The 24,603-nt window shown below is 33.7% G+C and carries 17 protein-coding genes and 1 tRNA gene; 12 read left to right on the top strand and 6 right to left on the bottom strand.

The features are described 5' to 3' along the window. Window positions 1-35 precede the first annotated feature (35 nt). Window positions 36-380, bottom strand: a complete 345-nt coding sequence (locus ACT53I_RS02750; RefSeq protein WP_476078327.1) for a phosphomannose isomerase type II C-terminal cupin domain — start codon at window positions 378-380, stop codon at window positions 36-38. Window positions 381-662: 282 nt separating this feature from the next. Between ACT53I_RS02750 and ACT53I_RS02755 the strand changes: the two genes are divergently transcribed. Together ACT53I_RS02755 and ACT53I_RS02760 are read left to right on the top strand one after the other, a co-directional pair. Continuing rightward, entirely contained in the window at window positions 663-1,073 is a 411-nt protein-coding gene (locus ACT53I_RS02755; protein WP_476078328.1) for a hypothetical protein, read from the top strand. A 394-nt stretch (window positions 1,074-1,467) separates the two neighbouring features. Then, complete coding sequence (locus ACT53I_RS02760; RefSeq protein WP_476079371.1) at window positions 1,468-2,808, top strand: ammonium transporter; 1,341 nt, start codon at window positions 1,468-1,470, stop codon at window positions 2,806-2,808. Between the two features lie 119 nt (window positions 2,809-2,927). On the opposite strand, the gene ACT53I_RS02765 is transcribed toward ACT53I_RS02760, so the two are convergent. From ACT53I_RS02765 to ACT53I_RS02775, 3 genes are all read right to left on the bottom strand, one after another. After that, complete coding sequence (locus ACT53I_RS02765; protein ID WP_476078329.1) at window positions 2,928-3,503, bottom strand: Crp/Fnr family transcriptional regulator; 576 nt, start codon at window positions 3,501-3,503, stop codon at window positions 2,928-2,930. Window positions 3,504-3,507: 4 nt separating this feature from the next. Next, window positions 3,508-5,586 (bottom strand): alpha-ketoacid dehydrogenase subunit alpha/beta, encoded by a 2,079-nt coding sequence (locus ACT53I_RS02770; RefSeq protein WP_476078330.1) that lies wholly within the window; start codon window positions 5,584-5,586, stop codon window positions 3,508-3,510. A 100-nt stretch (window positions 5,587-5,686) separates the two neighbouring features. Next, the gene (locus ACT53I_RS02775) at window positions 5,687-7,786 is read right to left on the bottom strand and encodes a S8 family peptidase (RefSeq protein WP_476078331.1); all 2,100 of its coding nucleotides are present in this window, start codon (window positions 7,784-7,786) and stop codon (window positions 5,687-5,689) included. A gap of 126 nt (window positions 7,787-7,912) precedes the next feature. On the opposite strand from ACT53I_RS02775, the gene dnaE reads away from it, so the two are divergent. The 8 genes from dnaE to ACT53I_RS02815 all read left to right on the top strand — a co-directional run bounded on the left by dnaE (window position 7,913) and on the right by ACT53I_RS02815 (window position 21,883). Then, entirely contained in the window at window positions 7,913-12,517 is a 4,605-nt protein-coding gene (gene dnaE / locus ACT53I_RS02780; RefSeq protein ID WP_476078332.1) for a DNA polymerase III subunit alpha, read from the top strand. A gap of 121 nt (window positions 12,518-12,638) precedes the next feature. Beyond that, the gene (locus tag ACT53I_RS02785) at window positions 12,639-13,253 is read left to right on the top strand and encodes a TetR/AcrR family transcriptional regulator (protein ID WP_476078333.1); all 615 of its coding nucleotides are present in this window, start codon (window positions 12,639-12,641) and stop codon (window positions 13,251-13,253) included. Beyond that, window positions 13,237-14,538, top strand: coding sequence for a TolC family protein (locus tag ACT53I_RS02790; protein ID WP_476078334.1), 1,302 nt, complete (start codon window positions 13,237-13,239; stop codon window positions 14,536-14,538). The genes ACT53I_RS02785 and ACT53I_RS02790 overlap by 17 nt, the downstream gene beginning before the upstream one ends. 42 nt (window positions 14,539-14,580) lie before the next feature. Then, window positions 14,581-15,822, top strand: coding sequence for an efflux RND transporter periplasmic adaptor subunit (locus tag ACT53I_RS02795; RefSeq protein ID WP_476078335.1), 1,242 nt, complete (start codon window positions 14,581-14,583; stop codon window positions 15,820-15,822). Window positions 15,823-15,895: 73 nt separating this feature from the next. Continuing rightward, entirely contained in the window at window positions 15,896-19,381 is a 3,486-nt protein-coding gene (locus ACT53I_RS02800; RefSeq protein ID WP_476078336.1) for an efflux RND transporter permease subunit, read from the top strand. A 155-nt stretch (window positions 19,382-19,536) separates the two neighbouring features. Further along, the gene (locus tag ACT53I_RS02805; protein ID WP_476078337.1) at window positions 19,537-20,415 is read left to right on the top strand and encodes a hypothetical protein; all 879 of its coding nucleotides are present in this window, start codon (window positions 19,537-19,539) and stop codon (window positions 20,413-20,415) included. 159 nt (window positions 20,416-20,574) lie between these two features. Further along, window positions 20,575-21,369 (top strand): threonine/serine exporter family protein, encoded by a 795-nt coding sequence (locus tag ACT53I_RS02810; RefSeq protein ID WP_476078338.1) that lies wholly within the window; start codon window positions 20,575-20,577, stop codon window positions 21,367-21,369. A 1-nt stretch (window position 21,370) separates the two neighbouring features. Further along, window positions 21,371-21,883 (top strand): threonine/serine exporter family protein, encoded by a 513-nt coding sequence (locus ACT53I_RS02815; RefSeq protein ID WP_104792783.1) that lies wholly within the window; start codon window positions 21,371-21,373, stop codon window positions 21,881-21,883. Here the strand turns inward: ACT53I_RS02815 and ACT53I_RS02820 are convergent. Together ACT53I_RS02820 and ACT53I_RS02825 are read right to left on the bottom strand one after the other, a co-directional pair. Continuing rightward, window positions 21,880-22,590, bottom strand: a complete 711-nt coding sequence (locus tag ACT53I_RS02820; protein WP_476078339.1) for an ABC transporter ATP-binding protein — start codon at window positions 22,588-22,590, stop codon at window positions 21,880-21,882. The two genes, ACT53I_RS02815 and ACT53I_RS02820, sit on opposite strands and share 4 nt — an antisense overlap. Window positions 22,591-22,735: 145 nt before the next feature. Then, a tRNA-Arg gene (locus tag ACT53I_RS02825) sits at window positions 22,736-22,809 on the bottom strand. A 45-nt stretch (window positions 22,810-22,854) separates the two neighbouring features. Between ACT53I_RS02825 and ACT53I_RS02830 the strand changes: the two genes are divergently transcribed. Both ACT53I_RS02830 and mtgA read left to right on the top strand, forming a co-directional pair. Continuing rightward, complete coding sequence (locus ACT53I_RS02830; protein ID WP_476078340.1) at window positions 22,855-23,901, top strand: ABC transporter substrate-binding protein; 1,047 nt, start codon at window positions 22,855-22,857, stop codon at window positions 23,899-23,901. Window positions 23,902-23,946: 45 nt separating this feature from the next. Next, a complete protein-coding gene (mtgA, locus tag ACT53I_RS02835) occupies window positions 23,947-24,591 on the top strand; it encodes a monofunctional biosynthetic peptidoglycan transglycosylase (RefSeq protein ID WP_104792454.1) in 645 nt (214 codons plus the stop codon). Window positions 24,592-24,603 lie beyond the last annotated feature (12 nt).

A 24,603-nucleotide genomic window follows, 5' to 3' on the forward strand; every position in this document is an offset into this window, starting at 1 on the left:
AAAAAATCCCGAATTTGATTCGGGATTTTTATTTTTTAGTTTCTGTCATAATCATCTTCTATTCTTACGATGTCATCTTCGCCGAAGTACGTTCCAGTTTGCACTTCTATAAAGATAAGCGTGTCTTCTCCCACATTTTCTACACGGTGTTTTGCTGTAAGTGAAATAAGCGCTGTTTCGCCGTAATGGTAGATTTTATCTTCGCCATCTAAAGTAATTTTTGCAGTTCCTTGAATAATCGTCCAAGCTTCCTGACGGTGATGATGGTATTGATAAGACAATCTTTGACCAGATTTTACCTCTATTCTTTTCATTTTAAAATGGGGTTCATCAAATAATACAAAGTATTTTCCCCAAGGTCTTTCTCCGATTTCGTTCATTTCTTTTTTTAGGTAAAATTACGCTTTATTGCGCCTCTATTTTTCTACTATTTTTTCAATTTACGGTATTAAATTTTTAGTTGATGGAGTGGAATAGCAGAATGGAAAACAATTTTTTTAAGATATCAATTTCTACCATTCTAATTCACTGATTTTATTTAAATTTGTTAGAAACTAATAAGCTGAAACTCAAATAACGAAACAAACAATAGTTTACAAAAGGATTACTTAGTTATAATTATACCTAGATTTTTTGTTCGTTATTTTTCATTTTCAAAATTTATGATAAAGTTAGAAGATTTAAAAGAGGAAGAGATATTGGAGAATCATGTTTGGAAATATCTAATAGTTGAAAATATTGAATATATTCAAAAATCCAATAGAACAGAAATTTCTGAAAACTCAGAGGAAAGTTATATAGTTTTAACTCACTTTCATTTTAAAAATGGTCAAAAATATAATGGTTATTGTTCGCCACAAGACACAAGTGGAATTGACTATATTCAGCCCGTTCTTTTTACTGATAAGGGACAATTTGCATTTTATAAAGAAAATTGGTCAGAAAAAGAAATAATAGAGGTTTTATCTTTTTTAGAATTAAGCATTAATGAAATTTTTCCTATTCAATATGAAACGAAAATAATGTGTGATGGAAAATTTTATATTGGAAATATTGAATTGCCGACCTTCTAGATGTAATAATCCGTAAGTTAATAAAATAACCCTGTCATTCTGAACGAAGCGTAGCATAGTGAAGAATCTCTACATCAAGAAAAAGATTTTTCGCTTCATTCTTCCGCTCAAAATGACAAAATGTTTTCTTAGTTTTTTTTGATCCAAGATCTTCCAGATTTCTAATCCGTGAGCCTATAAATAAAAGCACAGCAATCTACGCTGTGCTTTTTTATGTAAATCAAGAAATAAATGGTAAAAATATTCTTATGTGTTATTTTTATAGGGGTAAAGGAGAATGAAACTATGTAAATTTAAAATATTTATATAAAAATATATGGGTTGTTTTTCAAAAAATATATTTTTTTAAATAAAATGTTTACATTTGTAGGGGTTAAAACAGAAAAATATGTTATTGAAAGTAGAAAAACGTTGGGTTATTGCTTTTATCATCACAGCGATAGTAGCAATGGTAAGTTTATTCTGGCCAACTCAGTTGCCAGATGCTAGTTCGGGAGTTTTTTTAGAAGAAAATAATTTAGTAGGAGCAGATATTGCTTGGTTATTGGCTTCATCGGGTTTAGTCCTTCTCATGACGCCGGGTTTATCTTTCTTCTATGGCGGAATGGTGGGCAAAAAAAATGTAATTTCTACCATGTTGCAGAGTTTTATTGCACTGGGAGTCATTAGTTTGGTTTGGGTAGTGGTTGGTTTTTCGCTCTCTTTCGGAGATTCTCTAGGATTTTATATTGGCAAAGAACATTACGGAATTATAGGCAATCCTTTTAGTTTTACTTTTTTTAACCAAGTAGGCGTTTTGCCACATTCTAAAATGGCTCCTACTGTTCCTTTCATCCTTTTTGCATTGTTCCAAATGAAATTTGCAGTGATTACTCCTGCCATTATCACAGGAAGTTTTGCTGAGAGAGTAAGATTTGTAAGTTACCTTTTATTTATCGTACTGTTTTCACTGTTCATTTATGCACCTTTGGCTCACATGGTTTGGAGCGGAGACGGATTCTTGGTTAAATTCTTTGGGATTAAAGATTTCGCGGGTGGAACTGTAGTACACATGAGTGCTGGTTTTGCAGCTTTAGCAGGCGCTTTGATGATTGGGAAAAGAAAAAATGATCACCATGAACCTTCCAATATTACTTATGTGATTTTAGGAACAGGAATGTTGTGGTTTGGTTGGTTCGGATTTAATTCGGGTTCTGCTTTAGCAGCTAATGCAACTGCAGCTATGGCTTTTGGAACTACAACTATTGCTTCCGCTTCAGCGATGATGACTTGGATATTTTTCGACAGAATTAATGGAAGAAAGATTTCAGCATTAGGAGCGTGTATTGGAGCGGTAGTAGGATTGGTGGCGATTACACCAGGTTGTGGTTACGTAAGCATTGCAGAAAGTATATTTATCGGTTTTATTTCGGCAATTGTTTCTAATATGGCTGTCAACTGGAAAAAACTGAAAAGCGTAGATGATACGTTAGATGTTTTTGCCTGTCACGGAATCGGAGGAATTATGGGAATGATACTCACCGCTATTTTTGCTAGAGGCGAAAATGCCAGTCTTCTGCATGGTGGAGTAGGCGTTTTTGCACATCACATGACTGCGCTACTTTTGGTTTCTGTGTTTACCTTTTTTGGAGCTTTGGTCATTTATAAAATTACAGATTTTATTATTCCACTTCGAGTAGAGGAAACCTCCGAAGAGTTAGGATTGGATATTTCGCAACACAATGAATCTATATAAAACTAAGAAAGCCTTCTGTTTGTACAGAAGGCTTTCTTGTAAAGGATTATTTTTCAGTCATTTGTGTTTCTCCTTTCTGCAAAAGTAAATGATTAATATAAAATAAAAATTAACAAATGTTAATTTTCTAATCTTTTTTTAATTCTGCTCAAAGAAACTGGGGTGATTCCCAGAAATGACGCTAAATATTTATCAGGAATTCTTTCGCATAGATCAGGACGAGTCTCCAATAAATGTTGGAATCTTTCTTCTGGAGTATACAAAATAAAACTTTCTAATCTTTCATACATTCTATTCAGTAATTTTTTGCTCGCCATAATTCTGAGCTTTAATAGGCCAACATTTCTTTTGCTTAATTCCTCGAATTTTTGAAAATTGATTTCAAAAATTTCTGTTTCTTCCATGGCGCACCAAGTCAGTTTAGAAGGTTTATGGTTAAAGAAACTTTCTGGGTCTGCTCCAAATTCTTTTTCCCAACGAAAGAAAATGGTTTTTTCTTCGCCATCATCAGTATTGTAGTAACCTCTTACTAATCCTTTTTTGATGAAAAAAAACTTGTTATAAAAGGTGCCTTCTTCTATAAAGACTTCATTTTTCTTGAGTTTTTTTCTATTTACCAATCCGAAAATACTGATAAGTTCTGTTTTAGGAATGTCTTTAAAAAAATCGAGTAAAAAATTATCTGATATGTCCATAATGTTAGTTTTGGAGAAGCTCATTTATTCTAAGGCTTAGTTTTTCTGCATTGGGAAGCATTTCTTTTTCTAAAATCAAATTGATAGGAACAGCAGGTAAATCCAGTGAACCCATGATTTCTACTGCTGCGTCAAGGTATTTAAAGCAATTTTTGGAAATTCTTGCCCCGAAAGCTTCCATCATGGAGTTGTTGAGTGCTTCTTCCGTTAAAAGAATACATTTCCCGTGTAATTTAACCCTTTCAAAAACCAATTCTTCATCTATTGGTTTGATGGTTCTCAAATCTATGATTTCTACTCTTCCTTCAAAATTTTTAGCGGCTTCTTTGGCCCAATAAACACCCATTCCATAAGTAACGACCACTAGAGTTCGACCTTTCTGTATTTCTTCTTCATTGGCAAATTTTACAATATTGGCTTTCCCGAAAGGTAAAATATAATCTTCTGCAGGTTCTACGGTTTTTGCGTCTTCAGTTCCCGGAACTTTACTCCAATAAAGACCTTTGTGTTCTAAGAAAATGACAGGATTTGGGTCGTAAAAAGCAGCTTTAAACAAGCCTTTAAAATCTGCAGCATTACTTGGATAAGCGATTTTAATTCCTTTGATTTGAGCTAACATGGTTTCTACGCTTCCGCTGTGATAAGGACCGCCACCTCCATAAGCTCCAATTGGAACTCGGATGATGCTCGAAACAGGATATTTTCCGTTGCTGAGGTAGCAAGATTTAGAAACTTCTGTCACCAATTGATTGATTCCTGGATAAATATAATCGGCAAATTGTACCTCTACAATAGGTTTAAGACCTACTGCGCTCATTCCTACAGTAGAACCAATGATGTATGCCTCTTGAATGGCAGTATTGAAAACTCTTTTATTTCCAAATTTTTGTTGAAGCGTTACCGCTTCTCTGAAAACTCCCCCAATTCTTCCGCCTACATCTTGACCGTAAAGTAATGCTTCAGGATGTTTGTGCATCAATTCTTGTATGGCATGAATTCCTGCATCTACCATTGGGATTTTTTCTCCATTTTCTGGAATTCTAGTTCCTTTTTCTTCTGTGATAGGAGTAGGAGCGTAAACATGCTCTTTTATGGTTTCAGGTTTTGGGTCTGGAGCGAGTATAGCTTTGTTAAAGTCTTCTTCTATTTGTTTTCTGGCTTCAATTTCTATTTGAGATAAGGTCTCTTCGTTAAAACCTTCTTCTAATAAATATTTTTTGAGAATAATTCCCGGGTCTTTTGCTCTATGTTTGGCTAAATCTGCTTCGTCACGATAAAATTCTCTTCTTACACCAGAAGTATGATGCCCAATCAATACGGTTTTAGCGCAAACTAAAAGAGGTTTTCTTTCTTCTCTTACAAAATGTACCGCTTTTTGCATCTGAATGAAACTTTCTACAAAATCAGTTCCATCAATTCTCATTCTATTTAGCCCTACGAAACCAGCTGCATAATCATAAGCATCAGAAGTTCTGGCTTCTTCTTTAGTTACGCTGATTCCCCATTCATTATCTTGAACTAAAAAGATAATGGGAAGTTGATGAAGTGCTGCAAATTGAAAAGCTTCGGCTACTTCTCCTTCTGTAACGGAATTATCACCTAAACTACAAATGACAACAGGATTTTTTTCAAAATTTTGAAGTTTAAAATCTTCAATATATCTTATTCCTTGGGCAATACCAGTGGTTGGAATGGCTTGCATTCCTGTAGCAGAACTTTGATGAATGATTTTTGGAAGTCCTTCTAATTTACTGGATGGATGCGAATAATAAGAACGACCTCCAGAAAATGGGTCTTCTGCTTTTGCTAATAATTGAAGCATTAATTGATAAGGAGTGAAGCCTATTCCCAATAATAAAGATTCGTCTCTGTAATAAGGAGATACCCAATCTTCTTTGGATAATTGATAAGCAGTAGCCAATTGTATGGCTTCGTGGCCTCTGGAAGTACTGTGTACGTACTTGCAAATATTTCTGTTTTCTTCGTAAATATCGGCCATTGATTTTGCCAGCATCATTTGATTATAAGCTTTGAGCAAAATCTCTTTTGAAATAATTTCTTTTGTTGTAAAGTCAGATTCCATAGAAAACAAATATAAGCATTCTCACTTTTTGTTGAAAATAAAAAACGCTAACTCGTAAAGTTAGCGTTTTCAATGATTTAGAAGTTTTTATGACTCAAAATTATTCTTTAATAAACTTGTGAGAGCTTACATTTTTATCAGTCTTCACATTGATAATGTAAGTTCCTTTTGGTAATTGGCTTACATCAATGGTTTGGAAACTTTTTGCTTCTGTTTTTAGAACTGATTTTCCTGATAAGTCAAAAATATCTATTGTTTTAGCACCTTTTGGAATGAGTACGTTTACAATATCTTTAGTTTTGGTAGGATAAACAGTTACTAATTTCTCTTTTGAATTTTCGGAGGTTTGTAAAGATGCAGAAGAATCAAAACCTGTAATGATGATAGCGTAATTTTGAGAAGAAATATTTTGGTTGTTGTCTACTAAATTTCCTTTGTGAGAAACTTCTAATCTATACATTCTACCAGCAATTGGACTTGGAATAATAATTTGTTCTACATTATCAACAGTGTTATCACCTTGTGTAGCAGGTGTCATAGGATTGCTAATATCTAATTTCCAAGGGTAATAAATGGTATTGGTTACGGTATCTATAATTCTCAGGTCAAAGTCGTTAATAATCATAGAAGAATGATTATTTTGAAGTTCGTAATCTGTAGAAAAAGGAGTTGCAGCTGGGTCTATCCATGATATTGTTGCTTTTAATGGCTCTCCAGATTTAGCAGTTACTGTTTTAGTAAATTTAGCCCCAGAGTTTAATACATTTCTTTCAAAAAATGCTTTATTGTCTTTTTTGTCTATAAGAAGTTGAGCTGCTTTTGTGGCATCCGCAAATCCCCAACCATACCATACATCAGGTCCAGGATTTCCTGCTTCATTTGCAGTATGGGTTAATAAAGCTTTCATTTCATCTGCTTTAAAAATGAAGCTGTTATTGTTGTATAACGTTCTATTTATCTCTGTTAAAGCTCCAGCAATTCCAGTAACTATTGGCGCGGAATATGATGTTCCGTTTCCACCTAATCCATAAGTGTTATAAGTGGTTGCGTTTGAGTAGCTTGCAAGTGCCATAGTGCTTCCTACTGCTGAAATGTCAGGTTTTATCGCTCCATCTTTTCTAGGTCCTGCACTACTGTAGCTTGCTTTGGCTACATCATTGGAAGTGGTATATTGGTAATCAGCAGTGGTTAATTGGTTAGTTGCACCAACGACTATAATATTTTTTGCTAAAGATCCTTCACCTATGCAGTTGTACCCTTGGCTACAATTTGCGGCGGGAATTACATCTGCTGCGTCAAATGGAACATAAGTATTGGATAAATTATCATATTTAAATTTTGGAAGAGAAGTATTTTGGCTAGGATGGGTCCCATAATAATTTCCAGCAGATTTGATGACGATTTGATTGGGATTTGTATAAACAATTTCATCAAAACTTTTATCTCTCAAACTGTAAGCTCCAGAATAAGTATCTTCAGTATTTAATTCATAATTAGCAACCCAATAAAAGCCTTTAGTAGTGTAAATAGAAAATGGAGTGGACACATAGTTCCATCCTACATTTACACCATAAGAATGATTGGAGATATTAGCATTTGAAGCAGCAAGTTTTTGATAATTATTTCCTTTTGTAGTATTGTTAAAGCTATAGCTGTCAATCATTACATTAGTTAGTACGCCTTTTGCTCCAGAAGTTCCATATGGATTAGAAAAATCTCCTATCCCAATTGCTCCAATGATTCCAGCAACGTTTGTTGCATGACTTGCATAGGCTATTTCTCCATTTTCTTGATCAAAGATTCTGTTTCCTCCATTAGTTGGTCCTCCAAATTCGTTATGTTTTTCGAAAACTCTGCCTCCATCCATTACTAGAATTTTCTGACCGCTGCCATTGATCGAAATATTATTTAAACCAGTGAGGGTTCCATTTTGTAAGGAAAGAATATTGGCGCTTTTATTGGCACGCATATCTTCAGATTCCCAAAAAAGAGGAATGTTGCCTGCAAATCCAGCATGAGTGGAAATAATTTCTTTTAATTGACTCTTTGAAAATTTTTGAGAAGAATTTTTCAGAAAAGAGGAAAGCCTATTATTATTTTCTATTCTATCCTTAGCTAAAATAGAGTTTAATCTTGTGTTTTGTCCGTAATAATTGTTGATTAGTAAAAGACAAGTTAAAATAAATATATTTTTTTTCATAATAATTCGTAGTTTTTGCAAAGATATAAATTGTTAAGACTCTAATTTTGTTAGTCAATAGAAATTATAAATAAATATATATTTTTTAATTTTTTTTCGATTAAATTTGAACAAATTTTCTAAAGAATGTACTTGATTTTTGATACGGAAACTACAGGTTTACCCCAAAACTTTAACGCACCCATCTCAGATTCAGATAATTGGCCAAGAATGGTGCAGATTGCGTGGCAATTGCATGATGATGAAGGTAAATTGATTGAAAATCAGGATTATATCATTAAGCCTGAAGGTTATGATATTCCTTTTAACGCGACCAGAATTCACGGGATTTCTACCAAAATGGCCAAAGAAGAAGGAAAGGATTTGGCATGGGTTTTAGAAGAATTTAAAAAAGCATTAGAGAAGACAAAAGTTGGTGTTGGTCACAATATTGATTTTGATTATAAAATTGTAGGCGCAGAGTTTTTTAGAAAAGAAATCGAAAATAATCTTCAAGAAATTCCCAAAGCTGATACCATGGAATTGGGAACTGATTTCTGTGCTTTGCCAGGAGGAAGAGGAGGAAGGTTTAAATCTCCAAAATTAGGCGAGCTTTTTGAAAAATTATACGGTTACCAGTTTGATGAAGCACACAATGCTGCTGCAGACGTAAATGCAACGGCTCAGATTTTCTTCGAAATGGCGAGACAACGCATTATTCCTGCAGAGAAAATGCTTTGGAGTGATGAGCAATTCCAAAATTTTCAGAAAATTTGGAGTGAGCCGATTAAACCTTTTGATATTGTCATCAGAAGGCAAGTTGCAGATTCTAAGAAGAAGAAATCTACTGTAGATTTTGGCGATACCAAGGAAGTAGAAATTGGCGATTATTTCCATTTTCATAATCATACCATTTATTCTACACTTGCCGCGACTTCTCATTTTAATGAATTGATAAAAGTAGCTGCCGAAAACGATTTTAAGGCAGTTGGAATGGTAGATTTAGGAAATTTGATGGGCGCTTTCAAGTTTGTTTCTGAAGTTGAAAAATACAATGGAGATATTAAGAAAAAGAAAGCCGAAGCCGAAGAAAAAGGCGAAGAATTTACTAAAATACCTTTGGTTCCAGTTTTGGGTTGTGAATTTTATCTCTCAGAAAGACCAGAGCAAAAACAATTTACCAAAGATGATCCAGATAGAAGAACAAACATGGTTCTTTTGGCGAAAAATTTTCAAGGATATAAAAATCTAGCAAAACTTTCGAGTTTAGGTTATACCAACGGCTATTATGCTGGTGTACCAAGGATTTCTAAGAAACAAATTGCCGAATATAAAGAAAATCTTATTGCTGTTACAGCAGGGATTTACGGAGATGTTCCAAATGCGATTTTGAACTTCGGGGAACAAAAAGGAGAGGAAGTTTTTCTTTGGTGGAAAGAGCAGTTTGGAGACGATTTCTATGTGCAAATTCAGAATCATGACATTGAAGAAGAAGAGCACTTAAACGAAGTTTTATTAGAATTAGCCGATAAACATGATGTGAAAATTTTAGCACAGAATGAAACTTTTTACACCAAAAAAGAAGATGCTAAAATTCAAGATATTATTACCTGTATCAAAGACGGAGAAAGAGTTTCTACGCCTATTGGTAAAGGTTTTGGGAAACGAAAAGGTTTAGCTAATGACCATTATTTTGTGCAAAATGCAGAAGAATTGAAACAAACTTTTCGTCAGTTTCCTGATGCTTTCGAAGCATACACAGACTTTTTACAAAAATTTGAACCTTATACTTTAAAGCGTGATGTTTTGCTTCCGAAATTTGATATTCCCGAAGAATTTCAAAGTGATGAAGACGAAAAAGACGGGGGAAAACGTGGCGAAAATGCCTATTTAAGACATCTGACTTACGAAGGTGCTAGAAAAAAATATGATGAAATCACGCCAGAAATTGCTGAACGTTTAGACTTTGAGCTAGAAGTAATTGCAAATACAGGTTATCCGGGTTATTTCTTGATTGTTCAGGATTTCTGTAACGAAGCCCGTAAAATGGGTGTTTCAGTTGGGCCTGGTCGTGGTTCTGCTGCAGGTTCTGCCGTTGCATATTGTATCGGAATTACCAATGTAGATCCGATTAAATACGATTTACTATTTGAGCGTTTCTTGAATCCAGAACGTATTTCGATGCCCGATATTGATATCGATTTTGATGATGAAGGAAGAGATGCCATCATAAAATGGGTAATTGAAAAATACGGACAAATGAACGTGGCGCAGATTATTACGTATTCTGTTCTCGGCGGAAAATCCGCGATTAAAGATGCGGGAAGAGTTTTGGATGTTTCGATTCCTGATACGAATGCGATTGCGAAATTAATTCCTGAAACTCCGGGAATGAATATTGCAAAAGCACTCAATAAACCAGAAAAATTAAAACCAGAAGATAAACCTTTAGCCGAAGAAATGAAGGCGATTTTGGCAAATCCTAATGATTCCAGACATCAGGTTTTGGCTTCGGCACAGAAAATGGAAGGTTGCATCAGAAATACTGGAATTCATGCTTGTGGAGTGATTATTACGCCAGAAGATATTTCAAATTTAGTTCCGATTTCTATTGCGGCAAAAGATGCAGGAATTTTGGTTTCTCAGTTTGATAACTCTGTGGCAGAAAGTGCTGGTTTGTTGAAAATGGACTTTTTAGGTTTAAGGACTTTAACCATCATTAAAGATGCAATAAAACTCATTAAACAACGTCACGGAATTGAAATCAATACAGATGAAATTCCACTTGATGATAAAAAAACCTACGAACTTTTCAAAGAAGGAAGAACGATTGGGATTTTCCAGTATGAAAGTGCGGGAATGCAAAAATACATGCGCGAACTGAAACCTACGGTTTTTGCGGATTTAATTGCGATGAACGCTTTGTACAGACCTGGACCGATTAAATATATCCCAAATTTCATCAACAGAAAACACGGTTTAGAAGAAATTGTTTACGACTTACCAGAAACCGAAGAATACTTAAAAGAAACCTACGGAATTACGGTTTATCAGGAGCAGGTAATGTTGCTTTCTCAGAAATTGGCAAATTTTACCAAAGGTGAAGCCGATACGTTGAGAAAAGCAATGGGGAAAAAACAGAAAGACGTTCTGGATAAAATGTACCCGAAATTTCTAGAAGGCGGTAAGAAAAATAATCTGGATGAGGTAAAACTCAATAAAATCTGGAAAGACTGGGAAGCGTTTGCAGAATATGCTTTTAATAAATCTCACTCCACTTGTTATGCCTTAATTGCGTACCACACTGCTTATCTAAAAGCCAATTATCCTGCGGAATATATGGCGAGTGTGATGAGTAATAACATTAACAACACCAAGCAGATTACCCTTTTTATGGAAGATTGTAGAACGATTGGGGTAGATGTTTTAGGGCCAGATGTTAATGAATCTCAGTTTCAGTTTGCGGTGAACGAAAAAGGTCAAATCAGATTTGGTTTGGGAGCGATTAAAGGAATGGGAGAAGCGCCTTCTGAAGCGATTTATATGGAAAGACAAAACGGTAGATTCAAAGATATTTATGATTTTTTTGAAAGAATGCCTTCATCGCAAGTCAATAAAAGAGTGGTAGAAAGTTTGGTGATTGCGGGAGCTTTTGACGAATTAGATTCTTATCACAGAGCGCAATATTTCGATGTGGACAATGCAGGAAGAACCAATATAGAAAAGCTTTTGCGTTACGGACAATCTTTCCAAGATAATAAAAACTCAGTGGAAAATTCACTTTTTGCAGATTTTGCAGATGAAGTTCAGATAGAAAGACCAAAACTTTTGCCTTGTGCAGAATGGCAAAATATGCATAAACTCAATCGTGAGAAGGAAATCATCGGGTTCTATCTTTCGGCGCATCCTTTAGATGAATATAGGTTCCAGTACAAGTTTATCAACGGAGAGTTTTCTAAAAATTTCGTTTTAGAAGATAATAAAAAAGAAGAAATTGCTCCTAATGATTTGTCTGCCAAGATTTTAGATGAAGAGACAGATGAAGATGAAGTGATGGATTTAAGTTTAGAAGTTTCAGAAGATGAAGAATTAGTAGAAGAATCTTCTGCGAAAAAAGCTGAACCAAAAGGAAATTTCAATTTCTTGAATTTAGACGAAATTGATGCGTTCAAAGAGCAATTATTTCCTGCAGGAAGTCTATTTGAACCAGCAAAAGATTGGAAAGAAAGACAAAAACAGTTCGAAAATGCTAGAGAATACACGGTTTCTGGCTTGATTACCGAAATGATTTTGCGAGATGGAAAAAATTCTGGAGAAAAGATTTGTTTCTTGACTTTAGAAGATTATACAGGAAGTTACAGTTTCAGATTAGGCGATAGAGATTATATGAAACTGCGAGAAAAAATTGCAAAAGACCGATTTGTGATTGTAAAAATGAAGTTCACACAAGGAAGCGAAGGAAGAGTTTTTACCAATGTTACAGATATTATGGATTTGAAAGACGCTTTCGAAAAGTATGCAAAATCGCTGTCACTGATTATTCCTGTAAATGAACTAAATAAAACAGATATAGAATTTTTCAAAACGCAATTGTTGGCTGAAAAAGGAGAACATAAATTGAATGTTTTTCTTCAGAATCCATTAGACAATACGTTTGTAGAAGCTAGAGCGATGCAACAGAGTATTAATATTAATAATCAATTGCTTGAAAAAATTCATGAATTTGGAAAATTTGAAATTTATTTAAATTAATATAAACCGAGATTTAGTCTCGGTTTTTTTTGTGATTGATTTTATCTAAAACGATATAGATAAAAACTTGGAAACTTTTTTTGTTTTTTAGTTTCCGTTTTCTATCTTTGCACCTGTAATTATGAAAAATACAAGATGTACATTAGATAGATTGTTTGATATGTTTCGTACTCACGGTGCGAAAACACTTACAATGGATGATATTGCAAGAGAGTTTTGTATTTCTAAGAAAACCCTTTATCAAAAGTATAAAAACAAAGAAGAATTACTAACCGAAGTTCTAGAGCATATTTCTAATAAGGCGATTGAAGAAGTAGAAGCCGTAAGAAAAAATCATCAGTGTCCTATAGAAATCATGTTTATTTCTGGAACGAGAATAGACGATGCTACAAGTCAGGAAAAAAATGCGTTTGTGTTACAATTGATAAAATATTATCCGGAAGTATTTCATCAGCATCAGAAATCAATATCAATCAAAATTGAAGAAATTTTAAAGCAGAATTTCGAGAGAGGAGTAGAATTAGGATATTACAGAACAGATATTCCTACTGATTTATTTATTAAATTTTTGACCACATTATTATTTTCTGTAGATGTTTCTCCGCTATTTGAAGATATTAAAGATAAAAAATACATTTCCACCGGAATTAAGTTTTTTTATTTAAACGCCATCGTAACAGAAAAAGGACAACAACGACTAAAAGAATTAAAAACAAAGTATGAAGAATTGGATTAAAATCTTCGCGCTCACCGCATTTTCTACGCAAATGTATGCTCAGAAAAACCTCACAATAGATGAGGCAGTTTCTTATGCGCTAGAAAATAACGTCAACGTAAAAAAAGCAAAAATTGATCAAACCATTGCGCAGCAAAAAGTAAAAGAAACGGTAGGTATTGGTTTACCACAAGTGAGTGGACAAGCAAAATACACGAATTATATAAAAATTCCTGTAATGTTTGTTACTTTTCCTGGTAGTACAGAAGTTTCTGAGTTTCCTATGGCTCAAAAACAGAATATTAATACGGGAATTACAGTTTCTCAGCTCCTTTTCAATGGTTCTTACATTGTAGGATTAGAAAGTGCAAAAACGTATAAGGAAACCGCTTCTTTAATTGAAGAAAAAACAGAAATTTCTATCAAAGAAGCAGTGATGATGACTTATGCTGGAGTTTTAGCGACTGAAGAAAATATTAAGACTTTAGAAGAAAATAAAAGAGTTCTAGAGAAAAATCTTAATGATACAAGACAAGTTTACAAAACGGGTCTTACAGAATTACAGAGTGTAGAGCAGTTAGAATATTCTTATAAAAACCTTTCTACAGTAATTGAAAATCTTAAGAGAACTAAAAATAAACTGAATAACGGTTTAAAATATTTGATTGGATTTCCTTTAGAAGAAAAATTAGAACTTACTTCTACATTTGATGAAGTTTTAGATAAAAATAAGCAATTAATTGCAAGAGAAAGCTATGATTTTAGCAATCACATTGACTTAAAACTAAAACAAAATCAAGTAAGAGTAAATCAGTTGTTATTAAAATTAGAAAAATCTAAAGCTTTACCAAGTTTATCTACCTTCTTTTCTACAAATGCCAACGCATTAGGAAGCAGCTTAGATGATTTAAGATGGAATCATCCTACACTTTGGGGGATTCAGTTAGATGTTCCAATCTTCAGTGGTTTACAAAGACATTGGCAAACAGAACAGGCAAAACTAAATTTAGTTAAAGCACAATTAGATAAAGAAGATGCCGAAAAACAACTGCAAAGCGAATATTATCAAAAAGCAACAGACTACGAAAACGCTCTAGCTTCTTATAATACAGCAGAAGATTTGGTAAAACTTTCTTCTGAAATCTACAGAAAACAAAATGTAAAATTTAAAGAAGGTCTGGGTACAAGTTTTGAGCTTTCGCAAGCAGAAAACCAATTGTATGAGGCTCAAACTAAATATTATCAAGCCGCTATAGAATTAATTCAAGCAAAAGTTCAACTAGACAAAGCAAAAGGAATTCTATAATCTTTATTAAATTATTTTTCAAAAAATTTGAAAACTACTATTATGAAAAAAATATTTTTACCCATCTTATTATCTTTAGCAGTAATTTCTTGTAAAAAAGAAAATACAGATGACACTTTAGCAGACCTTATCGCTAAAAAAGACGTAAAAGGTTTGCAAGCTTATCGTGATCAACAGCAAAAAAGAGTAGACAGCATTAATGCTTTAATGGAAAATGTAGACCAGAATTTGTCGACTTTTGGCGTAAACCAAACTCAGGGTTTTGTTTCTATCTTGCCATTAGAACTTACTAATTTTGCTCACTATATAGAACTTCAAGGAAATGTTACCACAGACCAAGATGTAGCAGTTCAGCCACAAATGCCAGGAACTTTAACATTGTATGTTCGTCAAGGTCAATATGTAGGTGCTGGTCAAGTCATTGGTAGAGTAGCAGATGGTGGTTTGGCAGACCAATTAAAACAAGCACAAATTCAAGTTTCTGCAGTAAACGCTCAATTACAACAAGTGAAATCTGCTTCTGAATTGGCAAAAATCACTTACGAAAAACAAGCTTCTCTTTGGAAACAAAAAATCGGTTCAGAAATTCAGTTTTTACAAGCTAAAACCAATTATGAATCTAGCGTAAAACAAGTTTCGGCGGTGCAAAGTCAAGTGGCAGCCACTCAAAAAGCTGCAGACGCAGTAGCAGCTACACTTAGCAAAACAGCAATTAGAGCTCCATTTTCTGGTGTGATAGACGAAGTAATGCAACAAACAGGACAGGTGGTTTCTCCAGGAATGCCCATTGTGAAGTTGATTAACCTTACAGCAATGAGAGTAGAAGCCAAAGTTCCAGAAACTTACCTTTCCAACGTTAAAGCGGGAACTTCTGTTATTGTAGATTTCCCAATGTTGAAGAAAACGGTAAATTCTAGAGTAAGATTAACTTCTAATTTTATTAACCCAGCGAATAGAACTTTTACCATTCAAGTTCCGATTTCTAACCAAGGTGGAATTATTAAACCAAACCTTTTGGCTAAAGTAAAAATTGAAGATTATTTTAATCCAAATGCGATTGTAGTACCATCTCAGTACATTTATGAAGATGCTGCTTATAAATCTTTTGTTTTCGTAGCGAAAAATGTAAACGGAAACCAAGGAGTGGCTAAAAAAGTATTCATTACTAAAGGTGAAAAATCTGAAAACTCTATAGAAATTAAGAGCGGATTAAACAAAGGTGATGTCTTAATTACCGATGGTTCTAAAACTTTAGTAGACGGACAAAAAATTAAAATTCAGTAATAAAGTGCCAAGTAAAAAGTAAAAAGAGTCAAGTATAAAACTTGAATTCTGAAAACTTGAAACAAATAAATATATGAGTTCAAATAATAATCATAAAAAAGAATTTTTCTTCTCAAGCTGGGCTGTAGATAATAGAGTAACTGTTTATTTGCTTACTTTTATCATCGTAGTTCTAGGTATAGTTGCTTATTTTTCTATGCCAAGAGAATCTTTTCCAGAAGTAGTAGAAAATAAGGTTTACATTTCATCTGTTTATCCAGGGAACTCGGCTGAAGATGTAGAGAAACTGATTACCAAAAAATTAGAAGATAAATTTAAGAACGTTTCTGGCGTGATTAAAGTAACTTCTAATTCATTTCAGGATTACTGTTTAATTATCGTAGAATTTGATGATAAAACACCGCTTCAAGAAGCAAAACTGAGAATTAAAGACAAAGTAGACGAAGCAAAAGGAAGTCAAGATTGGCCTAATCTAGACAGTGGTTCTAAGGTAGAACCTTCCGTTTTTGACTTAAATATTGCCGAAGAATTTCCGATTCTAAATATTAACGTAAAAGGAAATTATCCGAAACAAACCCTCAAAAAATACGCAGAACAGTTAGAAGATGACATGGAAGATATTCCAGAAATCAAAGATGCGGTAATTTTAGGAGTAGACGAAAACGAAGTAGAAGTAGCACTTGATTTGTATAAAATGAATGCTGCTCAAGTAAGTTTTGATAACGTTATCGGAGCGATTAAAAACGAGAATATTACCATTTCTGGAGGGAACCTTACTACAGATGGTTATAGAAATAATGTAAGAATTAAAGGTCAAGTGGTTTCGCCAAGTGAAATCAATGATTTCGTGGTGAAAGAAGGCGTGAAAATTTCAGATATTGCCACGGTTTCCTTTAAAGAAAAAGAAAAAACAACTTACGCTAGAGAAATGGGGCAAGATGTAGTGATGATTAACCTGAAAAAACGTTCGGGTTCTAACATGATTGATGCTATAGAACAAGCCAACGAAAAAATAGAAAAAGCGAAGGAAACCTACATTCCGAAAGATGTAAATATTACCACTACTTCAGACCAATCTACGCAAGTAGAGCATCAGGTAAATGAATTAGCCAATCACATTATTATTGGTATTCTTTTGGTAATGGGAGTTTTAAGTTTCTCGATGGGAATGAAAAATTCACTTTTCGTAGGAACTGCAATTCCACTTTCTATGTTGATTGCATTTGCCATTCTTCATGCGATGGGAATTACCCTGAATACCATGGTACTTTTTGCAATGGTAATGGGATTAGGAATGTTGGTAGATGACGGAATTGTGGTGGTAGATAATGTTTACGCCAATATGGAGAAAGGACTTTCTAGAAGTTTAGCATCTAAATACGGTATTGGCGAAATTGCTTTCCCAGTAATTTCTTCTACATTAACTACTCTTGCAGCTTTCTTCCCGATGTTATTCTGGCCAGGAATTATGGGTAATTTCATGAAATATTTCCCAATTACAATTTCTGTAACCTTATCAGCATCATTATTTGTAGCGATGATTATCAACGCATCGATGACTGGTGGAAGTATGACGTTGAAAGACGAAAATTTAACCACAGAAACCAATAAAAAACTCACCGTAATTTTCGGAGGAATAGGTTTATTAGGACTTATTTTAGGAATTTTTGTAGGAAAAGCATATTTTGCTTTGGCTACCCTTTCAGTTTTGGCAATTGCAGCGATTTGGTTGTACAAAAATTATTTCTTTGGAAAAATTGTACATTTCCAAGAGACTTTCTTCCCAGATTTAGAGCTGAAATACCAAGATTTCTTAAGAAAATTGTTAGACGGTAAACCGAAAAAAGCGTTAATGTATGTAGTAGGTTTATTGGTGGCTTCATTCGTGATTATGGGAATTTCTTTTGCTACAAAATGGACAAAAGTATTGTTCTTCCCAGATTCTATGCCGAAGCAAATGTATGTTTACATGGATTTCCCACAAGGAACAGACATTGGCAAAACCAATCAAGCCACAAAAGTGATTGAAAAAAGCATCTTGAATACCATTTCTAAGTTTAAAGACAAAAAAACTGGAGAAAATTTCTTGATAGAAAGTATGGTGACTCAAGTAGGAAAAGGTGCTGTGAATCCGCAAGTAGATGCAGGTTCACAAGCAGAAACGCCTCATAAATCTAAAATTACCATCAATTTTGTGGAGTTTGCAGACAGAAGAGGAGTAGATACCAAAGAAGTTTTAGAAGAAATTAGAACTACAGTTCCTCAAATTGCAGGAGCAAATATTACCGTAGAGCAACAAGCTTCTGGTCCGCCAGTTGGTTATCCTATTTCTATCGAATTAAAAGGTGATGATTACAACCAATTGATTGATGAATCTCAGAGATTAATTGCTTTCATCAATTCTAAAAACATTCCAGGAATTGAAAAACTTCAGGCAGACGTAAATAAAGATTCTCCAGAGTTGATTATTGACATTGATAGAGAAGTTGCAGGTAATATGGGTGTTTCTACCGCTTATACTGGTATTACACTGAGAAGAGCCATGTTTGGTCAAGAGATTTCTACTTTCAAGGACATTAAAGATGATTATCAAATCGCAGTAAGATTACAGGAAGATCAACGTAAAAATCAGAGTGCGTTATTTAACCAACCGATTACTTTCCAAAATAATAAAGGACAGTTGTTGCAAATCCCAATTTCTACTTTTGCTAGATTTAATGAAGAAAAAACCTTCAGCAAAATCAAGAGAAAAGACAATACCAGAACCATTATGGTCTATTCTAACATCACAAAGGATGCTAATGCCAATGAAATTGTGCAGAAGCTGAGACAAGATATGAAGAATTACCAATTACCAGATGGTGTAACCTTCAAATTTGCTGGTGAGCAAGAAGAGCAAGGTAAAAACCAAAACTTCCTTTTCATGGCGCTATTTTTAGCAATGAGTTTGGTAACTGGTATTATTGTATTCCAGTTTAACTCATTATCTAAAACATTCATCATTATGACGACCATTTTGTTGAGTTTTAGTGGAGTGTTCTTAGGATTAACAGTCTTTAAGATGGATTTCGTAATCTTAATGACCATGATGGGAATTATTTCTCTTGCTGGTGTGGTAGTGAAGAATGGTATTGTACTGATGGACTTCTTCGTGCTGAGATTAGACGAAAAAATCGCTGAAAAAGGTGTAGAAACGCATGATGATTTGACTATTGAAGAAGTAAAAGAAGTGATTATAGAATCTGGTAAAGCGAGATTAAGACCGGTATTATTAACCGCAACTACTGCAGTTTTAGGACTTATTCCATTAGCAATCGGACTTAACTTTGATATTTGGAGTTTCCTTACTACGCTTAATCCACATCTTTCTATTGGTGGTGATAACGTAGCGTTCTGGGGGCCACTTGCTTGGACGATTATTTTTGGTCTGACTTTTGCAACGTTTTTAACATTGCTTATGGTGCCAGTAATGTTCTACTTGGTGAGTAAGCTAAAAATAAGAAGAAGAGCTAAAAAATTAGAAAAATTGAGATTGAAAGATAATTTGAGTAACGCTTAGTTGCTTTAATTACACTATTCATAGTTTTGTTTTAATAGTTTATTTTGAGAATTCCCGCCAATTTATTTGGTGGGAATTTTTTTTGAAAATACGTAGAATGTAGTATTTTAATTGTTAGTAAATGAGGGTAACTTTAAGGTACAAAAAACACAAAGATGAAAACAAAACTCTACATGTTTATAATGGGAGTGTTTTCCATTATTCTCACATTCTCACAGGTAGGAATTAACACTACAGAGCCTCATGAATCTTCAGTACTTCATCTCAATTCTAGTGATAAAGGTTTTCTTTTACCTTACTTTAATATTACAGATTTGAATCTTAAGTCACCCGTAATTTCCCCAACTATTGCAGAGGGTTTACTTGCTTATAATACCAATACAACTACAGGAAAAGGAATTTATTATTGGGATGGTACCAAATGGTCTGGATTAGGTCAAGTGAATTTCACAAATATTTACAATAGTGTGATTAAACCACTTAATGCAGTACTAAATGATATGGATACTTTTCCATTTACTCCTGTTCCAATACCTTTAGTTGCTCCTCCTTCTCCTGGACTAAGACGATTTGATTGCGATTACTCTGCTCCAGGTGATGATATTATTATCAATAATCCATTGTCTGGTGCTCCAAACAATTTTGTGATTTGGGATAATGTTAATAAGAGAATTAATGTTCCACAGCAGTTATTAGGATATTCTATTACCATTAACATATCATTAAAATATCCAGAAGTAACTTCTAATGCTAATGCTTCTCGTTTTGTAGCTTATACAGGGAATGCAGTAGTAAATACTGCGAATGGAACCTATGTTGGAGGAAGAAAAATTAAAGATCTGATGTTTAGACAAACCAAAACAAGTAGTTTTCCTTATGTAAGAGACGAATTGGTACTTTCACCAATAGTCGTTACACAAGAAATCATAGACCATGGTATCATTCTTTATTTAGGAAGTGGTGATAACTCGCCGATATCCTTTTATGAACCAGTTCTTACCATAGACTATGGTGTAGTTAATATTACATTATAAAAATCATTATAATAAAAAAAACAACTCTTTGAATACGCTATTGATTTAGCAGAATAGTTGCAATGAAAATTGCAACTGTTTTTTTATGATATAAAATAGGTTTAAATTTTAATCTTTTCGTTTTAGGAATTCCTAACTTTGCGCAGTAAAAACTTAAAGATGAAATCAGAAATGTTGCAAGAGAAACCTTTAATCGAAAAATATAATGATTTACTCTTAGATATAGGCTCTACATTGATGGTTGCAGGTGCGCATTGTGGTAGAATAGACCGAAATATAAAACGTATTGCAGATGTTTTCGGGGTAGATATAGAAATCTTTTATTCTTTCAATGGAATTATTCTCACCACTAAAATGAGAAACAACCCTTCGGAAACCGCTACTCATTATAAAAGATTACCAAGTCATGGTGTACATTTCGGGATTCTCAACGAAATAAGTTTGCTTTCTTGGAAGGTAGTGAGTGATCATTTAAACTATCAACATGTGAAAAGAGAGTTTGAAAAAATTAAAAAACTTTCTCATCATAAACGAATTCAAATTGTTCTAGGAGTAGGAATTGCTTGTGCATCTCTTTGTATTTTAGCCAAAGGAGATTTTATAGATGCCACTTTTGCATTTTTTGCTTCTATGCTAGGAATACTTGCGAGACAAGAAATTTCAAAAAGAAAATTTAATGTAATGTTAGCGATTAGTGGTGGAGCATTTGTTACCAGTTTTATTGCTTCCATTAATGTTTTTTATGGAATAGGAGCGCTCCCCGAAAAAGCATTGGCTACTTCAGTACTGTATTTGGTTCCGGGTGTTCAATTGGTGAATGCCGTTATAGATTTAATCGAAGGATACGTTGCAACAGCTATTGCAAGAGGTTTTTATTCTGGATTTCTCTTATTGTGTATTGCTGCAGGAATGGCTTTGAGCATTCTTATTTTTGGAATTAATAATTTTTACTAAAATGGATTTTTTTCTACTGATCATAAAAGATTTTAGCTTCGCATTTTGTGTAGCCATTGGTTTTGGAAGTTTGTTTAACACTCCAAACAGAGTTTTATTAATCGCAGGATTATTAGGTGGTTTAGGTCACGCTTTGCGTTTTACTTTGTACGAAGGAGTTGGTTTAGGGTTAATAACTTCTACACTTTCCGGAACAGTGCTTATTGGTTTATTGGGAATTGTTTTGGCGCATAGAGTTCACACTCCGCCTATTGTTTTTACCATGCCAGCTTGTATTACCATGATTCCCGGAATGTACGCCTACAAAACCATGTTGGGTTTCATTCGATTGACAGACGAAAGCGGATTAGTCAGAAATCCTCAAGATTTAGACAATACTTTTCACAATTTGGTTCTTACCGCTTCTTTATTGTTTTGTTTGGCAGTCGGAATTTCCATCAGTGTATTGCTTTTCAGACAGTCGAGTGTGAAAATGCTGAAATTTGCACACAAAAGAAAAATAGAAAACGATTAGTCCTCTATTTTTACGCTGGTATAATGAGCAAAAGCTTCTTCTAAATTATTGAATTTTCCTTTGAAATCTGCAATATCAGCATCTTGAATAATGTTTCCTTGATGAATCAAAATCACTCTAGTACAGAGTGCTTCTACTTCTTGCATAATGTGAGTAGAGAGAATTACGGTTTTTTCTTTGCCAATTTCTTTAATTACATTTCTAATTTCTAGAATTTGATTTGGGTCAAGACCATTGGTAGGTTCATCTAGAATCAATAAATCTGGAGCATGAAGAATCGCTTGAGCTAAGCCAACACGCTGTTTGTATCCTTTCGATAACTGAGAAATTTTCTTTGATTTTTCGGGAGTAATGCCTACTAAATCTATGATTTCATCTACTTTTTCTTTAGGAATTTGATGAATATCTGCCACGAATTGCAAATATTCTTTCACATACATTTCCAAATAAAGTGGATTATTTTCTGGCAAAAAACCAATGTTTTTCTTTACTTCTGTTTCGTTTTCGGTAATGTTTTTTCCATCAAAAATAATTTCTCCTTCCTCTATTTTTAGAGCACCCACAATAGATTTCATCAAGGTAGATTTTCCTGCACCATTCGGTCCTAGAAGTCCTATGATTTCATTTTTGTGAATATCTAAATTGATGTTGTGAAGCGCTGTTTGTTCGCCAAATTTTTTTGTAAGATTTTTGATTTCTAAAGACATAAGTAATCCGTAATAAGAAATAGTAATTTGTTAACGCAAAAATAGAGATAATATTTTGAAAATAGAGTTCCGTAAGAACGATTGATTTTATAAAATTGGAATTTATTCCAAAAAGAAAATCCCAAGAAATTTCTTGGGATTTTTGTGACCTCGACAGGATTCAAACCTGTAACCTTCTGAGCCGTAATCAGATGCGCTATTCAGTTGCGCCACGAGGCCGAAATTCGGTTTGCAAATATAATGCTTTTTTGCTTTCTTTGAAGAATGAAATCATATTTTTTTGCTTTTTTTGCGTTATTGATGGTAATTTCTTGTAAAAAAGAAACTTATCAATTGTCTACAGATTCGATTGTTATTTCTAAAAACATTCAGTTCAAAGAAAATAGCGATTTTTTACTCTTAAAATCAGGAAAACATCAGTATAAAATTCCGCATTCTAAATTGCCGTACCAAAAAATTATGTTGCTCAACGCAAGTTTGGTAGGATACATTACAGAATTAGGTGAAGAAAAGAAAATTATTGGCGTTTCCAGTCCAGAATATATTTTTTCAGAGAAAATACAGAAAAGAATCCAAGAAAATAAAATTCAAAACATCGGAAACGAACAGAAATACAACGTAGAAAAAATCATCGCGTATCAACCAGATGCTATTTTCACCAATTATGTTGCCAGTTTCGAGAATACTTATGAAGTTTTAAAGAAAAACGGAATAGAAATTATCTTTATTGATGAATATTTAGAAGAGAAACCTTTAGAAAAAGCAAAAATAATAGATGTTTTCGGTAAACTTCTCGGTAAAGAAAAAGAAGCATTAGAAAAATATGCAGAAATTGAAAAAAATTATAATTCGTATAAGAATTTAGCAGCAAAATCTATGAATAAATCGCAAGTTTTAACCAATGAAATCTACGGAAATCAATGGTTTGTAGCAGGTGGAAACTCTCAAATCGCACATTTTATCAAGGATGCAAATGCCCAATATATTTTTGGAGATAATTCTGAATCTAAATCTACCCCGAAAAGTTTCGAAGAAGTCTTTTCTAGAGCCGAAAACGCAGAATTTTGGGTAAATGTAGGAAATCATAAAAACAAGAAAGATTTACTCCAAATCAATCCTAATTATGCGAAGATGAAAGTCTACCAAAAAGGCGATATTTACACGATTTCTGGTAGAGAAAAAGGCTCTGCCAATGATTATTTCGAAAGTGGAGTGGTGAGAGCAGATTTAGTTTTGAAAGACTATATTAAAATTTTTCATCCAGAGATTTTTCCAAAAGATTCATTATTGTATATGAAAAAACTGAATTAGTCGTTATTTTTGCAACTTAAATCAACTATTATAGATTACATTTTTATGTGGAAATTTATTAAAAAACTATTTTATACCATTGCCATCATCAGCATTTTTTCTATTATTTGGGGAAGATTTTTTAATCCTATTATTACCATTACGCAAATAGAAGGTTTGGTGAAATATCAAAAACTAGACAGAGATTACATCAGCTTTGATGAAATGGGAAAAAACGTAAAAAAGGCTGTCATTGCTAGCGAAGATCAGAATTTTTACAGACATAATGGTTTTGATTTTCAAGCCATCCAAAAAGCATTTGCCGATAATCAAAAAGGAAAAAAATTAAAAGGAGGAAGTACCATTTCTCAACAAACCGCTAAAAATGTCTTCCTTTGGAACGGTAGAAGTTATGTGAGAAAAGGTCTGGAAGCTATTTTCACCTTTATCATAGAAAAAGTTTGGAGCAAAGACATTATTTTAGAACGCTACCTTAATTCCATAGAAATGGGACAAGGTGTTTTCGGGGTAGAAGCAGCAAGTCACTACTACTTTGGGAAATCTTCGGCAGATTTAACCAAGTCAGAAGCAGCTTGGATTGCAGTTTGTCTTCCAAATCCTAAAAAATATGACCCGAAAAATCCGAGTTCTTATCTTTCTAGAAAACATTCTTGGGTGATGAGACAAATGAATTACGTAAATTTGGAGTAAATAAAGACAATT

This window comes from Cloacibacterium sp. DMC96 (assembly GCF_056313765.1).

What these genes read in the sequence shown, in the direction of transcription:
- ACT53I_RS02750 (WP_476078327.1), bottom strand. Translation starts at nt 380, where the DNA reads ATGAACGAAATCGGAGAAAGACCTTGGGGAAAATACTTTGTATTATTT.
- ACT53I_RS02755 (WP_476078328.1), top strand. Translation starts at nt 663, where the DNA reads ATGATAAAGTTAGAAGATTTAAAAGAGGAAGAGATATTGGAGAATCAT.
- ACT53I_RS02765 (WP_476078329.1), bottom strand. Translation starts at nt 3,503, where the DNA reads ATGGACATATCAGATAATTTTTTACTCGATTTTTTTAAAGACATTCCT.
- ACT53I_RS02770 (WP_476078330.1), bottom strand. Translation starts at nt 5,586, where the DNA reads ATGGAATCTGACTTTACAACAAAAGAAATTATTTCAAAAGAGATTTTG.
- ACT53I_RS02775 (WP_476078331.1), bottom strand. Translation starts at nt 7,786, where the DNA reads ATGAAAAAAAATATATTTATTTTAACTTGTCTTTTACTAATCAACAAT.
- dnaE (WP_476078332.1), top strand. Translation starts at nt 7,913, where the DNA reads ATGTACTTGATTTTTGATACGGAAACTACAGGTTTACCCCAAAACTTT.
- ACT53I_RS02785 (WP_476078333.1), top strand. Translation starts at nt 12,639, where the DNA reads ATGAAAAATACAAGATGTACATTAGATAGATTGTTTGATATGTTTCGT.
- ACT53I_RS02790 (WP_476078334.1), top strand. Translation starts at nt 13,237, where the DNA reads ATGAAGAATTGGATTAAAATCTTCGCGCTCACCGCATTTTCTACGCAA.
- ACT53I_RS02795 (WP_476078335.1), top strand. Translation starts at nt 14,581, where the DNA reads ATGAAAAAAATATTTTTACCCATCTTATTATCTTTAGCAGTAATTTCT.
- ACT53I_RS02800 (WP_476078336.1), top strand. Translation starts at nt 15,896, where the DNA reads ATGAGTTCAAATAATAATCATAAAAAAGAATTTTTCTTCTCAAGCTGG.
- ACT53I_RS02805 (WP_476078337.1), top strand. Translation starts at nt 19,537, where the DNA reads ATGAAAACAAAACTCTACATGTTTATAATGGGAGTGTTTTCCATTATT.
- ACT53I_RS02810 (WP_476078338.1), top strand. Translation starts at nt 20,575, where the DNA reads ATGAAATCAGAAATGTTGCAAGAGAAACCTTTAATCGAAAAATATAAT.
- ACT53I_RS02815 (WP_104792783.1), top strand. Translation starts at nt 21,371, where the DNA reads ATGGATTTTTTTCTACTGATCATAAAAGATTTTAGCTTCGCATTTTGT.
- ACT53I_RS02820 (WP_476078339.1), bottom strand. Translation starts at nt 22,590, where the DNA reads ATGTCTTTAGAAATCAAAAATCTTACAAAAAAATTTGGCGAACAAACA.
- ACT53I_RS02830 (WP_476078340.1), top strand. Translation starts at nt 22,855, where the DNA reads ATGAAATCATATTTTTTTGCTTTTTTTGCGTTATTGATGGTAATTTCT.
- mtgA (WP_104792454.1), top strand. Translation starts at nt 23,947, where the DNA reads ATGTGGAAATTTATTAAAAAACTATTTTATACCATTGCCATCATCAGC.